This window comes from Pseudomonas sp. PAMC 25886, assembly GCF_000242655.1.
Taxonomy (GTDB): domain Bacteria; phylum Pseudomonadota; class Gammaproteobacteria; order Pseudomonadales; family Pseudomonadaceae; genus Aquipseudomonas.
Map to the genome: position 1 here is coordinate 78186 of NZ_AHHC01000084.1, position 15573 is coordinate 93758.

Consider the following 15573-nt stretch of genomic DNA (forward strand, 5'->3'; position numbering starts at 1 on the left):
CGCTGGGTGAGGTCGATACTCGGCTCCAACCTCAACACACCTTTTGGAGAACGACATGACCACACAGAACCTCAGCGGCAAAGTCGCCTTGATCCAGGGCGGTTCCCGCGGTATCGGCGCCGCCATCGTCAAGCGCCTGGCCGCCCAGGGCGCAGCCGTCGCCTTTACCTACGTCAGCTCGGCCGCCAAGGCCGAGGAATTGCAGAACAGCGTGATCCGCGAAGGCGGCAAAGCCCTGGCGATTCATGCCGACAGCGCCGACGCAGACGCCATTCGCAGCGCCGTCAACGCCACCGTCAAGGCATTCGGACGCCTGGATATCCTGGTCAACAACGCAGGCGTGCTGGCCGTCGGCCCGCTGGAAGATTTCAAACTGGAAGACTTCGACCGCACCCTGGCGATCAACGTGCGCAGCGTGTTTGTGGCCACCCAGGAAGCCGCGCGCCACATGGGCGAAGGTGGCCGCATCATCAACATCGGCAGCACCAACGCCGAACGCATGCCATTTGCCGGTGGTGGCCCTTACGCCATGAGCAAATCCGCGCTGGTAGGCCTGACCAAAGGCCTGGCACGGGACCTGGGGCCACGTGGCATCACCATTAATAACGTGCAGCCAGGCCCGGTGGATACCGACATGAACCCGGCCAGCGGTGACTTCGCCGAGAGCCTGATCGGCTTCATGGCCGTCGGCCGTTATGGCCATGTGGAAGAGGTCGCCAGTTTCGTCGCTTACCTGGTGGGCCCTGAAGCCGGCTATATCACCGGCGCCAGCCTGACCATCGACGGCGGTTTCAGCGCGTAAGGCAAAGCTGCGACATCACACCACGCTCCGACCTTGGTCGACACTGACTAACGCCAAGCATCATGCGAGACTGTTCGCCCGGGCCGGGAATGCCCGGGCGTTCTTATGTCTGGAGTTCTCATGACGCTGTCCAGCGGGCTGATCGCCGCCGTTGCCCTGGCCTATATGGCCATTATGTTTGCCATCGCCTTCTACGGTGACCGTCGCCATGCGCCGTTGCCACCGCGCGTGCGTGCCTGGGTATATAGCCTGTCGCTGGCGGTGTATTGCACCAGCTGGACCTTCTTTGGTGCCGTAGGCCAGGCGGCCGAACAGTTGTGGGCGTTCTTACCGATCTACCTCGGACCGGTGCTGCTGCTGGTGCTCGCACCGTGGGTCCTGCAAAAGATGGTGCTGATCAGCAAGCAGGAAAACATCACCTCCATCGCCGACTTTATTGCCGCCCGCTATGGCAAATCCCAATCCCTCGCGGTGGTGGTGGCGCTGATCTGCCTGGTGGGCGTCCTGCCTTATATAGCCTTGCAGCTTAAAGGCATCGTGCTGGGGGTGAACCTGCTGATCGGTGCCAGCACCGATACCACCGGCACCCGTTCCCAAGACACGGCGCTGATCGTGTCGCTGGTATTGGCGTTGTTCACCATTGTGTTTGGTACCCGCAACCTGGACGCCACGGAACACCACCGGGGCATGGTGCTGGCGATTGCCTTTGAATCCCTGGTCAAGCTGTTCGCGTTTCTCGCCGTGGGTGCGTTTGTGACCTACGGCCTGTACGACGGTTTCGAAGACTTGTTCAGCCAGGCGATGCTCGCGCCACGGCTGGAGGAGTACTGGAAAGAAACCGTCAATTGGCCTTCGATGGTGGTGCAAACCGGCGTAGCCATGATGGCGATCATCTGCCTGCCCCGGCAGTTTCACGTCACCGTGGTCGAAAACATTGACCCTCAGGACCTGCGCCTGGCCAAGTGGGTGTTCCCGGCGTACCTGATCCTCGCCGCGCTGTTTGTGATTCCGATTGCCCTCGGCGGGAAGATGATGCTTCCGGGGTCGGTATTGCCGGATTCCTACGTGATCAGCCTGCCGCTGGCCGAAGCCCATCCGGCCCTCGCCGTGCTGGCATTTATCGGCGGTGCCTCGGCGGCCACGGGCATGGTGATCGTCGCAAGCATCGCGTTGTCGACCATGGTTTCCAACGACATGCTGTTGCCCTGGTTGCTGCGCCGCTCCAGCGCCGAACGGCCATTTGAGGTATTTCGTCACTGGATGTTGTCGGTGCGTCGGGTGAGCATTGTGATCATCCTGCTGCTGGCTTACGTCAGTTACCGGCTGCTGGGATCCTCTGCCAGCCTTGCAACGATCGGGCAGATTGCCTTCGCCGCCGTGACCCAACTGGCACCGGCGATGCTGGGTGCGCTGTATTGGAAACAGGCCAACCGACGCGGGGTATTTGCCGGGTTGGCGGCGGGTACGTTCCTGTGGTTCTACACCTTGGTCCTACCGGTCACAGCGAAAAGTCTCGGCTGGTCGTTCAGCCTTTTCCCCGGCATGACGTGGTTGCATTCGCACCCGTTGGGTCTATCGGTGACTTCTCTGACGCTGGGCACCGTATTTTCCCTGGCGGGCAACTTCACGTTGTTCGTGTGGGTCTCGATGCTCTCGCGCACGCGGGTGTCGGAGCATTGGCAGGCCGGACGCTTTATCGGCCAGGAAATCAGCCAACGGGCCAGCGCCCGCTCGATGCTCTCGGTGCAGATCAACGATTTGCTCAGCCTCGCGGCGCGGTTTGTCGGTGAAGAACGGGCTCACCAGAGTTTCGTGCGTTTCGCCTACCGCCAGGGCAAAGGCTTTAACCCCAACCAGAACGCCGACAACGACTGGATCGCCCACACCGAACGCCTGCTGGCCGGTGTGCTGGGGGCCTCATCGACCCGGGCGGTGGTGAAAGCCGCCATTGAAGGCCGGGAAATGCAGCTGGAGGACGTGGTACGCATCGCCGACGAAGCGTCGGAAGTGCTGCAGTTCAACCGGGCGCTGTTGCAAGGCGCCATCGAAAACATCACCCAGGGCATCAGCGTGGTGGACCAGTCCCTGCGGCTGGTGGCGTGGAACCGGCGCTACCTGGAGCTGTTCAATTACCCCGACGGTTTGATCAGCGTGGGCCGGCCGATTGCCGACATTATTCGCTACAACGCCGAGCGTGGGCTGTGCGGCCCGGGCGAGGCCGAAGTGCACGTGGCGCGCCGCCTGCACTGGATGCGCCAGGGTCGCGCGCACACGTCCGAGCGGCTGTTTCCCAATGGCCGGGTGATCGAACTGATCGGCAACCCGATGCCCGGCGGCGGGTTTGTCATGAGTTTCACCGACATCACCGCGTTCCGCGAAGCCGAGCAGGCACTCACCGAGGCCAATGAAGGGCTGGAGCAGCGGGTGACCGAGCGTACCCATGAACTGTCCCAACTGAACGTCGCGCTGACCGACGCCAAGGGTGTCGCCGAGACCGCCAGCCAGTCAAAAACCCGGTTCCTCGCGGCGGTCAGTCACGACTTGATGCAGCCGTTGAACGCCGCCAGGCTGTTCTCCGCCGCCCTCTCCCACCAGAACGACGGCATGTCGGCCGATGCCCGGCAACTGGTGCAGCACCTCGACAGTTCGCTGCGTTCGGCGGAAGACCTGATCAGCGACCTGCTGGATATCTCGCGCCTGGAAAACGGCAAGATCAATCCGCAGCGCCAGCCCTTCGTGCTCAACGAACTGTTTGATACGTTGGGCGCCGAGTTCAAGGCGCTGGCCCAGGAGCAGGGTTTGCGCTTCCGACTGCGGGGCAGTCGTTTGCGGGTGGACAGTGACATCAAGTTGCTGCGGCGGGTATTACAGAACTTCCTCACCAACGCGTTCCGCTATGCCGACGGGCCGGTGCTGCTGGGTGTCAGACGCCGTCGCGGTGAGTTGTGCCTGGAGGTGTGGGACCGTGGTCCCGGCATTCCCCAGGACAAGCAGAAAGTCATCTTCGAAGAATTCAAACGCCTGGACAGCCATCAGACCCGCGCGGAAAAGGGCCTGGGCCTGGGCCTGGCGATTGCCGACGGCTTGTGCCGCGTGCTCGGGCATCGCTTGAGTGTGCGCTCATGGCCCGGCAAGGGCAGTGTCTTCAGCGTCCGCGTGCCGTTGGCGCGCACCCAGGTCAGTGTACCCGCCAAGCCGGCGCTCGAAAGCGGCCAACCGCTGAGCGGCGCCCAGGTGCTGTGTGTGGACAACGAAGAAAGCATCCTGATCGGCATGCGCAGCTTGCTCACGCGCTGGGGCTGTGAAGTCTGGACCGCCCGCGACCAGGCGCAATGTGCCGCGCTGCTGGCGGAGGGTATACGGCCGCAACTGGCCCTGGTGGATTACCACCTCGACCACGGCGAAACCGGCACCGAGCTGATGGGCTGGCTACGGGCGCAATTGGCAGAGCCGATTCCAGGCGTAGTGATCAGTGCCGATGGACGGCCAGAGATGGTGGCCCAGGTGCATGCGGCGGGGCTGGATTACCTGGCCAAGCCGGTGAAGCCGGCGGCGTTGCGGGCGTTGTTGAGCCGGCACCTGCCGCTCTGACCCTGCGGGAGCTGGCTTGCCTGCGATGCAGGCGGCTCGGTCTCTGCAGTGAAACCGAGTTGATACCCTCGCAGGCAAGCCAGCTCCCACAAAGGCCGGTGACTATTCCGGCAGCTGCGCCACGCCGTCTTCATCGGTCATCGCTCGCTCCAGCAGGTCAGCCGGCAGGCTTTTGCTGGCGCGGGCACCGAGCAGCTTCAATTGCTCGGTACGGCTGACCAGGTTTCCGCGTCCATCTGTCAGCTTGTTACGCGCCGCGCTGTAGGCTTTGTCCAACTGCTGCAGGCGGTTGCCCACCTCGTCCAGGTCCTGGATAAACAGCACGAACTTGTCATATAGCCAACCGGCGCGCTCGGCGATTTCCCGGGCGTTCTGGCTTTGCCGTTCCTGTTTCCACAGGCTGTCGATGACCCGCAAGGTGGCCAGCAGCGTGGTCGGGCTGACGATCACGATATTGCGGTCGAACGCTTCCTGGAACAGGTTAGGCTCCGCTTGAAGCGCCGCCGAAAACGCGGCTTCGATGGGCACGAACAGCAGCACGAAATCCAGGCTGTGCAGACCTTCCAGGCGCTTGTAGTCCTTGCCGGCCAGGCCTTTGACGTGGTTACGCAACGACAGCACGTGCTGCTTCAGGGCGACCTGGCCGATCGCTTGATCGTCCTCGGCGACGTACTGCTGATAGGCGGTCAGGCTCACTTTGGAGTCCACCACCACCTGCTTGTCACCCGGCAGCATGATCAACACGTCGGGCTGGAAGCGCTCGCCGTCCGGACCCTTGAGGCTGACCTGGGTCTGGTACTCGCGGCCCTTTTCCAGACCGGCGTGTTCCAGCACCCGTTCCAGAATCAATTCGCCCCAGTTGCCCTGGGTTTTCTGGCCCTTGAGGGCGCGCGTCAGGTTGGTGGCTTCATCGGACAGGCGCAGGTTCAGCTGCTGCAGGCGCTCCAGCTCCTTGGCCAGGGAGAACCGCTCGCGGGCTTCGCTCTGGTAGCTTTCTTCGACGCGTTTTTCGAACGACTGGATGCGTTCCTTGAGCGGGTCGAGCAATTGGCCGAGGCGTTGCTGGCTGGTCTCGGCGAAGCGCTGCTCGCGCTCGTCGAAGATCTTCCCGGCGAGCTCGGCGAACTGCGCGCGCAGTTCATCGCGGGAGCCTTGCAGGTCGTTGAGGCGTTGCTGGTGGCTTTCCTGCTGCTCGCGCAGTTCGGCACGCAGGGACGCGGACAAGGCGTCCAGGCGGCGCAGCTCGGTTTCTTTGGCGGAACGGTCGAGGTTCCAGGCGTGGGCGGCATCGCGGGCGTTGTCGCGGTCGATCTGCAGCAGTTCGACTTCGCGGCGCACGGCCGCCAGGTCGGCCTGTTTGGCGGCGTTGGCCTGGCTCAGGTCGCTGATTTCGTCACGGCTGGCGTCCAACTGCGCGGCAAGCCCTTCCTGGGCCAGTTGTGCGGTGGCCAGGCGCTCTTCGAGCAATTCCCAGCCGGCCATTCGCGCAGACAGTTTCCGCTGGATCTGCCAGCACAGGCCCAATAGCGGCAATCCAGCACCGGCGAGACCCAGCACAACACTGGTCCAGTCAAAAGCCATAGCGATTCCTGCCGTCACCCGAAAAGAAGAAGGTTAACCAAGCCTGCGCATCGAGGACAGCTCAGTCTTCGATCTGGCCCAATTCACGCTGGGCGATACGGTCGCCGGCGCGGGCGGCCTGGCGCAGCAGGTCGTGGCCGATGCGGCGGTCCCGGGCGTTGCCGCACTCGCGGCACATCAATTGGCCCAGACGGCTTTGCGCCACTACCACGCCAGCGCGGGCCGGTTGCTTGAGCAAATGCCCGGCGAAATGTTTGACGTTGGGGCTATGGCCCAGGCGCGGGCTGTCGAGCAACCACAAGGCAACTTTCAGGGAGAAACGCTTGGGTGCGGTAACAACCTGAGGGCTGTCGGTAACAGAAGGTGATACTGAGCGAAACTTCATAAAGCACTGTGGGACAGAACGGAAGGCGCGCCACTCTACTCTTTTTTTCGCACAGGTAAAGCTGAAAAAAGCCTGCACGCCCGTTCTAGAGCAAGCGCTTGGGACAATCCACAGAAGCTGTGGATAACTCAGTGGACAACCGTTCTGTAACTCCCGCAAAGGCCCATGGGACGGGGTCCGCAGTCAAACTGACGATTTTTTCACCAATAAAAAAAAGCTCGATTTTTCATTGACTTAAATTTTAGTTGCAGGCACCCGGGGGCACTACAGGGCTTATGTCAGTGCGGTTACACAGGGCGCAACCAATGTGCACAACTACCCACCTTGCGGTTATATCCATCGAGTTTTTTGTCCGATCGGAGGCTCAGATATGTTACCGGCGCACCGAGGCCAGAAAAGTTTTTTGCCTATCACACTTTCTTTCCACGTTTCAATCCGTTACTATCCGCGGCGTTAGTACCAAGCTGAAAGTCAATTCTGGTCGAACAACTCCCTCACGGCACCGCCGACAAAAAGGGATCGACCACCTCGATGGTTTCCAGGTATCACTTGCGACGACACTGCCTTTGAACAATGCAAAGGGTGTCGCGAAGTACCCATACTCTGACCGAACCAGCCTGCAAATTGATCAGGATCTTCACCCCGGGCCCAGAACCTTTGCCCCTGTTGTGTTGCCTGCCCTCCTAAGTACCTACCTGCCAGCCCAAGCGCGCCAATTTAATAGCGCTTCAAACTGGCTGCTTTGTTCCAGTCGGGTTCTTCGCTTGATCAATGGTGATCAGCGTCACTGGAACGTTTTAACGTTGCACGGTTCTTAACCGTGTCATTTGTAGGAACACCAATAATATGTCCACTCAAATCCACACTCAGGATGCCATTCGCACCCTCACCAACGCTTTTGCACCAATGAACTGCCTGATCATGGCCGCTCGCAAAGGCTGCTTCAGCTTTACCCTGGTCAACGAACACGGCATCGCTCGTCACAGCGAACGCCTGTACCCCGATCAATACTCCAGCGCAGAACCGCTGCAGGCCGTGATCGATCGTACTCGCCAGGCACTGGTTGCCTGATCGACCCGGATCGCTGAAACACAAAAACCCCGGTTAAAACCCGGGGTTTTTTATTGCCTGAAATTCAGTCGCGCTAAGTTTAAATTGATATAAACGATATAACTAAATGATGAAAATATTTTAAAAACAGTCCTTTACGTCGTAAATATGACACTACACTTCAACTCAAGCGGCATGATCCGCTTCCGGCGAGCCTGAGATCCGATTCACTGCTGCCAAGCCCCCCTCTCAGGTATCGCCGACCAATTTCATGGATTGAGGCTTTTATGGGCATCGCCGCCAGCGAATTGTGTCGTTATGTGATCCGGCCCACCCTGCTGTATCTGGGTCGCCATAACCCGACTGCCGAATCCCTGCTCCTGGGCATCGCTGCCAGCCAGTCGGCACTCGGTTCAGCCCTGCACGACCGCCGCGGCCATGGCCTCTACAGCATTACCGAACCGCGCCACCGTGCCTTGTGGGACGACTACCTGGCGCTCGACCCCGAGCGCGCCAGCCTGGTTCGTGGCCTCGCCAGCCAGCACGCGTTCCTCAGCGGGCCGCAGCTGGAGCTGACGGTCAACCTGCGTTACGCCACCGCCATCGCCTGGCTGCTGGTGGAACAACACCGCCCTGCCCTGCCGCCACCCGACGATGTTTTGGCCATGGCGCGTATCTGGAAAGAAATTTTTCACCCCCAGGGCCGGCTTCGGGATTTCACCCAGGCCTGGCAAACCTGTGTTTCACCCATGAATCACGTCGCCTGTTGACCGGGCGATTTGCAAGATTCGGCTAAAAACGTTGATTTTGGTCGGATTGTCCTACAAAACCGCTCTATCTCCTATGTTTCAGCCTATAGCGCAAACATAAATTTATTGTTACTTTCCGCAGCGGTGATCACCACGGAGTTCTAATAATGAAAAAAGTAATGCTCAAGACGACACTTAGCCTCGCCGTTGCAATGGCCTCCTCCCACGTGTTCGCGAGCGGCTTCGCCCTCAACGAACAGGACGTTGCCGGGATGGGTACCGGTTTTGCGGGACGTTCTTCATCTGCCGATAACGCAAGCACCGTTTATGGTAACCCTGCCGGTATGGCTCGCCTCGAAGGCCAGCAAGTTACAGGTGGTGTTGCAGCGATCGATGCCTCCACCAATATCAAAGATGTCAGTGGCCGCTCCAGCGGCAGCAACAAAGGCGACATGGTGCCTTTCACTGCCGTTCCTTTCGGTTTCTACACCAATAAACTCAATGAGCAATGGGCTGTCGGTTTCGGCGTCTATGCACCATTTGGCCTGGTGACTGATTACGAAAATGGCTTCCAGGGCAAAGCATTCGGCAGTAAGAGCGAAGTGAAGGTCATCACCTTCCAGCCAACCGTCAGCTATGCCTTCAACGACAGGGTCTCCATTGGTTTTGGTCCGACTATCAACCGTATCGCCGGTACGCTTGAGTCCGACATCAACCTGCCAATCGCGGGTACCGGCTCCAACAACATCAAGATCAAGGGTGACGACACCGCGCTCGGCTTCAACGCCGGCCTGCTGGTACAAGCCACTGACACCACTCGTGTGGGCCTGACCTACCACTCGAAAGTGAAGTACAAGCTCGAAGGCCATACCGAAGTGACCAAAGGGACCAACGTTCCTGCCAGTCTCTTGAACAACGGCCGCTACGACGCCTCGCTGAAGATCGACACGCCTGAATCCTGGGACCTGTCCGTTACTCAAGACTTGAGCGACGCCTGGAAACTCTATGCGGGCGCAACCTGGACGCGCTGGAGCCGACTGAAAGACATCACCGTCAATAACGAAGGCGTCTCGGCCGCCGCGGGCAGCGGTGCCTTGGCTCCGCAAATTGTCGGCAGCATCAAGGAAGAGCAGAACTGGCACGATACCTGGGCCTACGCCCTGGGTACTTCGTACCGTGTGACCAAGCAGGTGGTACTGCGTACCGGCCTGACGTTCGACCAGTCGCCGACCAACAACACTGATCGCTCGCCGCGCATCCCTACCGGTGACCGGACGATCTTCAGCCTCGGCCTGGGCTACGACGTAATGCCGAACATGACCATCGACCTGGCTTACTCCTACCTCAAGGAAGAACCGGTCAAAGTTGCACGCTCTAACGCACTGGGCCAGTCCTACAACGCCAAGTACGAAAACAGCGCCAACGGTTTTGGCCTGGGTGTGACGTACAAGTTCTGATGTAAAGCGACATGAAAAAGCCCCGCTCTCTTGCAAAAGAGGCGGGGCTTTTTAGTGGGCGCTGATCAGGGCTTCGAAGCCAGCGCCTCTTCCACCGCCTTGATCAAATCGGGGCTATCCGGCTTGGTCAGGCTGGAGAAGTTGGCAATTACCTTGCCCTGGCGGTCCACCACGTACTTGTAGAAATTCCACTTCGGCGCGCTGCTCTGCTGCGCCAGGATCTTGAACAGATGCACCGCGTCCGGGCCCTTGACCTTCTGTGGCTCGGTCATGGTGAAGGTCACGCCGTAGTTCACGTAGCAAACCTTGGCGGTTTCCTCGCCGGTCTTGGCTTCCTGCTTGAAGTCGTCGGACGGCACGCCAATCACTTCCAGGCCCTGGCCCTTGTAGCGCTGATACAAGGCTTCGAGCCCTTTGAACTGTGGCGCAAACCCGCAGAAGCTGGCGGTGTTGACGATCACCAGCGGCTTGCCGGCGAAGCGTTGGCACAGGTCGATGGATTCCTTGGCGCGCAGCTTGGGCAACTGGCCTTCAAGCAACGGTGGGCAATCGGCGGCCATGGCGACGCCGCCAAAAGCCACCATCAGAGCGGGTACTGCAAGCCAGCGCATGTGCATGTCACCTGTCCTTGAAAAATCTCAGACACAGAACTTAACAGATCGCCATGCCCAACTGCATCAACGCCAGGCCGCCCTGCTGCCAGCCCCACCACGCCAACAGCAGCAAGACTCCTGCTCCTGCTGCGCCGAGCCACTGCCAGGTCGAATTCATGCCACCCCCATTTGCGCCTGCAAACGTGCCACCGGGCGCTCGCGCACCGGCCAGTTCAAGGCCGCGGCCACCAGGCTCAGGACGATTGCCACTTGCCAGATCAAATCGTAACTACCGGTTCGATCATAGACCACTCCGCCCAGCCAGCCGCCGAGGAACGAGCCGAGTTGGTGGAACAGGAACACGATCCCACCGAGCATGGAAAGGTTTCTGACCCCGAACAAGGTCGCGACCGTACCGTTGGTCAGCGGTACCGTGGACAGCCACAAGAAGCCCATTGCCATGCCAAACAGGTAGGCGCTGGTTTGCGTCACGGGCGCCCACAGGAAGATCACAATCACCACCGCCCGCAGCAGGTACAAACCGGTCAGCAAGCGCGGTTTGGACATGCGCCCGCCGAGCCAGCCGGCGGTATAGGTGCCGAAGATATTAAACAGCCCGATCAATGCCAGCACCGTGGTGCCCACGGAAGCCGGCAAGTGCTGGTCCACCAGGTACGACGGCAAGTGCACACCGATAAACACCACTTGGAAACCGCAGACAAAAAAACCGAACGCCAACAACCAGAACCCTGAATGGGAACAGGCCTCACGCAAGGCCTCGCGCAAAGTTTGTTGACCGGCCACCGCTGGCAGCGGGCGGTCCTTGAGCATGGTCACCAACGGCACGATCAACGCCACCATCACTCCCAGCACCAGCAATGCGGCGGACCAGCCAAGCCAGCCGATCAAACCGAGGGTGCCCGGCAACATGGCGAACTGGCCGAACGAGCCGGCGGCGCTGGCGATACCCATGGCCATGCTGCGCTTTTCCGGCGCCACGGCACGCCCCACCACCCCGAGGATCACCGAGAACGAGGTACCCGACAGGCCAATACCGATCAGCAAGCCGGCGCTCAGGGACAACGACCACGCCGAGTCCGACAAGCCCATGAACACCAGGCCCAGCGCGTAAAGCACGCCACCGATCATCACCACCTTGGCGGCGCCGAAGCGGTCGGCCAAGGCGCCGGTAAACGGCTGCGCCAGGCCCCAGATGAGGTTTTGCAGGGCAATGGCAAAGGCAAAGGTTTCTCGGCCCCAGCCGAACTCGGCACTCATGGGCGCCAGGAACAAGCCAAAGCCATGCCGTACGCCGAGGGACAATGCCAGGATCAGCGCACTCCCCACAAGAATCCAGCCGCTGGTGCGCCACATCGAGGTCATTTCTTATTCTCCATTCGCGGGTATATACCCGCTTGTCATCGAACAAACCCGCGTCAAGCGAGTTCATCCAGCAAGGCCAACAGGGTTTCGCGCTTTTCGGCGCCCAACTGATCAATCAATTTCTGCTGCGCCGCTTCCCAGGCCGGCAGTGCCGCGGCAAGCCGTTCGTTGCCCGCCTCGGTCAGCAGCACCAGGCGGTTACGCAAGTCATCGCCCTCCACCAACTGCACCAGGCCTTCGCCCTCCAGCACCCGCAGGTTGCGCCCCAGCGTGCTGCGATCCAGGCCCATGGCATCCGCCAGGCTGGAAATGCTCGGTTGATCGAGGCGCTGCAGATTACACAGCAGAGAATACTGGGCAACGTTGATCCCGAAGCCGTCGAGAGCGCCGTCGTAATGCCTGCTGACGCCACGAGCGGCGCGACGCAGGTTGGTGCATAAACATTGGGAGGCAAGCATGGAGCGTGTATATACCCGGGATTAATGAAATGCAAGAAACTGTTACAGCGCCAGACCGATCAACACCGCGACTTCCAGCAGCTCCAGCAACGCGCCAGCGGTGTCGCCGGTGGTGCCGCCCAGGCGATTGACCATCAGTTGGCGCAAGCCGATAAAGCACAGTGCCGCCAGCAACACGGCGATCCCGCCACTGAAGCCGCCGATCAGGATACACGCCAGACCGCTGAGGATCAGCACCTGTTGGCCGACGATGCGTGGCAAATGATCCGCCAACGCCTGCCCCAACCCACCGGCACGTACGTACCGCGTGGTGAGAAACAGCGCCAGCATCGAAGCGCGGCCAATCAAGGGGGCGAGGATCAGCGCGGCGCCGTTGTGTTGCTCGATCAATGCCACCAATGCGGTGAATTTGAGCAGCAACATCAGGCCCAGGGTGACTACCGCGATCGGCCCGCTGCGCGGGTCTTTCATGATGGTCAGGGTGCGCTCGCGGTCGCCGAAGCCACCGAGCCAGGCGTCGGCGCTGTCGGCCAGGCCGTCCAGGTGCAGGCCGCCGCTGAGCAACACCCACGCGGTCAACAGCAGCGCGGCATGCAGCAGCAAGGGTGCGCCCATCAACACGGCGTTCAAGCCCCACAGCAGTAGCCCGAACAACAGCCCCACCACGGGATAAAACAACAACGAGCGCCCCATCTCCTGCGGTTGCGGCATGCCCGGCAAGCGAATCGGCAGGCTGCTGAGGAACTGCAAGGCGATCCAGAACGGCAGCATGTTTAGATTCCTTCCTTTAATACGCCATCCGCCTCGACCTGCAGGCTGAACAGGGCACCGTGGCCGACTTCGACATTCAACAACTGCTCACGCGGCAAACCGCGCGCCTGGGCGAGCAATAAACGCATGACACCGCCGTGGCTGATCAGCAGCACGCGCTGGCCGTCATACGCTTGATACAAGCGCGCGACCGCGCCCAGTACTCGCGCGGAAAACTGCGACACCGGCTCGCCCTCGGGCGGTGTGAAGCGGTAGGGATCGGCCCAGAATAGCCCCAACGCGTCGGCGTCAGTCTCCATCAAGGCCGCAGCGCTCTGCCCTTCCCAGGCGCCGAAGTGCAGCTCCTGCAAATCCTTTTCCAGCGTGACCGGCAGATTAAGGCGCGCGCCCAGCTCCTCGGCAAATCGCGCACAACGTTGCAACGGCGAACTGACCAGACGGTCCCACGGGCCCTGCTCCACCACCGCCGCACGCATCTGTTCCCAGCCCCTTGCGGTGAGCGCGTCGTCCAGGCTGCCGCGCAAGCCGCCGCCCAGTTCGGTTTCGCCGTGGCGCAGCAGGTCCAGGTGCAGGGTCATGCCGGGCGGTCCGCCACGGCTGCTTCGGCGAAGGTTGCCATCTGCCCGTGCAGCGCACAGGCCAGGCGCAGCAACGGCACGGCCAGCGCAGCGCCACTGCCCTCGCCCAGGCGCAGGCCGAGTTCCAGCAGCGGTTCAGCATTGAGGCTTTGCAGCACGTGACGGTGACCGGGCTCGGCACCGCGATGGCCGAACAGCAGCCATTCGCGACAGGCCGGGTTAAGGCGCGTGGCGACCAGTGCGGCAACTGTGCAGATAAAGCCGTCCACCAGCACCACCACGCCCGCTTGGGCGCAGGCCAGGTAGGCGCCCACCAGCGCGGCAATTTCGAAGCCGCCGAGGTTGAACAGGGTTTTCAGCGCGTCATCACGGTCGCCGGCGTGCAGGGCCAGGGCGCGTTCGATGACGGCGACTTTGTGGCTGACGCCCTGAGCATTCAGGCCGGTGCCGGGGCCGGTCAAGTCGCTGACCTGGCAATCCAGCAGTGCGCAGGCCAGGGCACTGGCGGCGGTGGTGTTGCCGATGCCCATTTCGCCGCCAATAAACAGCTGCGCGCCGCTCGCAATAGCGCGGTGCACGCTATCGCGGCCGGCTTGCAGGGCCAGTCGGCCTTGGGCTTCAGTCATTGCCGGGCCATTGGCGAAGTTGGCGGTGCCGGCACCGATGTTGAGGTGGCGCACGCCGGGCAGGTTCAATGTGGGGGTGATGGTGCCGAGGTCGACCACTTCCAGTTTCGCGTCGAGCTGGCGCGCCAGCACGCTGATGGCGGCGCCGCCGGTGACGAAGTTGTGGAGCATCTGGCCGGTGACTTCCTGGGGGAAGGCGGAGACCCCTTCCGCGACGACGCCGTGGTCGCCGGCGAAGATGGCGATCCATAGGTGGTCGACGCTGGGTTTGACCTGGCCCTGGAGGCCGGCCAGTTGTACCGCGACGGCTTCCAGCTGGCCGAGGGAACCGGCGGGTTTGGTCAGTTGCTGCTGGCGGGCCAGGGCTTGCTCATGAGCCAGCGGGTCGATTGCTTTGCAGGGGTTGAGCCACCAGGTGTCGGTCATAACGCAGTACCTTTTAAAGTCAGGGGCAGGCCGGCGACGGTCAGGACAACGCGCTGACAACGCTCGGCCAAGGCTTGATGCAGCCAACCGGCTTCATCGACATAGCGGCGAGTCAATTCGCCCAGCGGCACGACACCCATTCCGGTCTCGTTGCTGACAAAAATGATTTCTCCTGGCAGGGAGGCCAGGGCTTGCAGCAGGGCTTCGCGCTCTTCCTTTAGACGGTCGGGATCTTCGAGCATCAGCAGGTTGGTGAGCCACAGGGTCAGGCAGTCGACCAGCAGGCAATGGTTCGGGCTGGCGTTTTCCTTGAGCACACGGGCCAGTTCGATGGGCTCCTCGATCAGGCCCCATTCGGCCGGGCGACGCTCGCGGTGGTGGGCGACACGCGCACTCATTTCGCCGTCCAGGGGTTGGCTGGTGGCGATGTAGGTGACGCTCAGGCCGCTGTCGGTGGCGAGTTTTTCAGCCAGGCGGCTTTTGCCGGAGCGGGCGCCGCCGAGAATCATTTGGAGCATGGCTGGAGCCTCTGTTTTTGACGGTGTGTGTATCCGTTATTTTCGTAACGGCGGCTATGGGTTCCGCCCTTGCGGCGGGTGACTTTTGAAAAGAGCCGGAATGCCGGCCCAGCCAAAAGTAACCAAAAGGCTCTTGCCCCACCACTCGGCACCTCGCCTAGGCTCGGTGAGCCTAAAACACAGCGGCCTGCAGGCGGGCTTGAGTGGTGTGGAGCAAAAGCAAAATCAAAATCTAAAGCGGGCACGATCCCCTGTAGGAGCTGGCTTGCCGGCGAAGGTCGTTAACGATGACGTGGGCATCCTGATTCAACGCGGCGTTCTCAGGTTTTTCGCCGGCAAGCCGGCTCCTACAGAAGAGCGGCGTTTGATCTTGATCTGCGGGCCCAGTCAACCACGATGGCCGCAAGCAGGCACGGGCCGTCGCGGCGGCCCGCGGAGTCGTGCCTTCGTTCCGGCATGCCGAGCCTAGGCGAGGCACCGAGTGGTGGGGCGAAGACCTTTTGGTTACTTTTGGGGCGTTTGCCAAAAGTGACCCGCTGTAAGAGCGGAACCATAGGCCGCCGTTACCTAAATAACGGATATGTACACAGTCCAATACCAACAAC

At 61.3% G+C, this 15573-nt stretch carries 14 protein-coding genes; 5 read left to right on the top strand and 9 right to left on the bottom strand.

Annotated elements, in window-relative coordinates:
• The first annotated feature begins 55 nt into the window (after nt 1-55).
• Nucleotides 56-802, top strand: a complete 747-nt coding sequence (locus tag MUM_RS0128555) for a 3-oxoacyl-ACP reductase family protein (protein WP_010176446.1) — start codon at nt 56-58, stop codon at nt 800-802.
• 120 nt (nt 803-922) lie between these two features.
• Nucleotides 923-4393 carry a hybrid sensor histidine kinase/response regulator gene (locus MUM_RS0128560; protein ID WP_010176447.1) on the top strand — a complete coding sequence of 1157 codons (3471 nt, stop codon included), beginning with the start codon at nt 923-925 and terminating at the stop codon, nt 4391-4393.
• A gap of 102 nt (nt 4394-4495) precedes the next feature.
• On the opposite strand, the gene rmuC is transcribed toward MUM_RS0128560, so the two are convergent.
• Both rmuC and MUM_RS0128570 read right to left on the bottom strand, forming a co-directional pair.
• Complete coding sequence (gene rmuC / locus MUM_RS0128565; RefSeq protein WP_177325020.1) at nt 4496-5860, bottom strand: DNA recombination protein RmuC; 1365 nt, start codon at nt 5858-5860, stop codon at nt 4496-4498.
• 175 nt (nt 5861-6035) lie between these two features.
• Nucleotides 6036-6359, bottom strand: a complete 324-nt coding sequence (locus MUM_RS0128570; RefSeq protein WP_026078187.1) for a hypothetical protein — start codon at nt 6357-6359, stop codon at nt 6036-6038.
• Nucleotides 6360-7205: 846 nt separating this feature from the next.
• On the opposite strand from MUM_RS0128570, the gene MUM_RS0128575 reads away from it, so the two are divergent.
• From MUM_RS0128575 to MUM_RS0128585, 3 genes are all read left to right on the top strand, one after another.
• Nucleotides 7206-7430 carry a hypothetical protein gene (locus tag MUM_RS0128575; protein ID WP_003214941.1) on the top strand — a complete coding sequence of 75 codons (225 nt, stop codon included), beginning with the start codon at nt 7206-7208 and terminating at the stop codon, nt 7428-7430.
• 266 nt (nt 7431-7696) lie between these two features.
• Complete coding sequence (locus tag MUM_RS0128580; RefSeq protein ID WP_010176450.1) at nt 7697-8179, top strand: hypothetical protein; 483 nt, start codon at nt 7697-7699, stop codon at nt 8177-8179.
• 146 nt (nt 8180-8325) lie between these two features.
• Entirely contained in the window at nt 8326-9615 is a 1290-nt protein-coding gene (locus MUM_RS0128585) for an OmpP1/FadL family transporter (protein ID WP_029616142.1), read from the top strand.
• 65 nt (nt 9616-9680) lie between these two features.
• On the opposite strand, the gene MUM_RS0128590 is transcribed toward MUM_RS0128585, so the two are convergent.
• The 7 genes from MUM_RS0128590 to cobU all read right to left on the bottom strand — a co-directional run bounded on the left by MUM_RS0128590 (nt 9681) and on the right by cobU (nt 14968).
• Nucleotides 9681-10232, bottom strand: coding sequence for a glutathione peroxidase (locus MUM_RS0128590; RefSeq protein WP_010176452.1), 552 nt, complete (start codon nt 10230-10232; stop codon nt 9681-9683).
• Nucleotides 10233-10382: 150 nt separating this feature from the next.
• The gene (locus MUM_RS0128600) at nt 10383-11582 is read right to left on the bottom strand and encodes an MFS transporter (protein WP_169389300.1); all 1200 of its coding nucleotides are present in this window, start codon (nt 11580-11582) and stop codon (nt 10383-10385) included.
• 62 nt (nt 11583-11644) lie between these two features.
• Complete coding sequence (locus MUM_RS0128605; RefSeq protein WP_010176454.1) at nt 11645-12049, bottom strand: MarR family winged helix-turn-helix transcriptional regulator; 405 nt, start codon at nt 12047-12049, stop codon at nt 11645-11647.
• A 42-nt stretch (nt 12050-12091) separates the two neighbouring features.
• Nucleotides 12092-12820 carry an adenosylcobinamide-GDP ribazoletransferase gene (locus MUM_RS0128610; RefSeq protein WP_010176455.1) on the bottom strand — a complete coding sequence of 243 codons (729 nt, stop codon included), beginning with the start codon at nt 12818-12820 and terminating at the stop codon, nt 12092-12094.
• 2 nt (nt 12821-12822) lie between these two features.
• Nucleotides 12823-13398, bottom strand: coding sequence for an alpha-ribazole phosphatase family protein (gene cobC, locus MUM_RS0128615; RefSeq protein WP_010176456.1), 576 nt, complete (start codon nt 13396-13398; stop codon nt 12823-12825).
• Complete coding sequence (gene cobT / locus MUM_RS0128620) at nt 13395-14450, bottom strand: nicotinate-nucleotide--dimethylbenzimidazole phosphoribosyltransferase (RefSeq protein ID WP_010176457.1); 1056 nt, start codon at nt 14448-14450, stop codon at nt 13395-13397. The genes cobC and cobT overlap by 4 nt, the downstream gene beginning before the upstream one ends.
• Nucleotides 14447-14968 carry a bifunctional adenosylcobinamide kinase/adenosylcobinamide-phosphate guanylyltransferase gene (cobU, locus tag MUM_RS0128625; RefSeq protein ID WP_010176458.1) on the bottom strand — a complete coding sequence of 174 codons (522 nt, stop codon included), beginning with the start codon at nt 14966-14968 and terminating at the stop codon, nt 14447-14449. Before cobU ends, cobT begins: the two co-directional genes overlap by 4 nt.
• Nucleotides 14969-15573 lie beyond the last annotated feature (605 nt).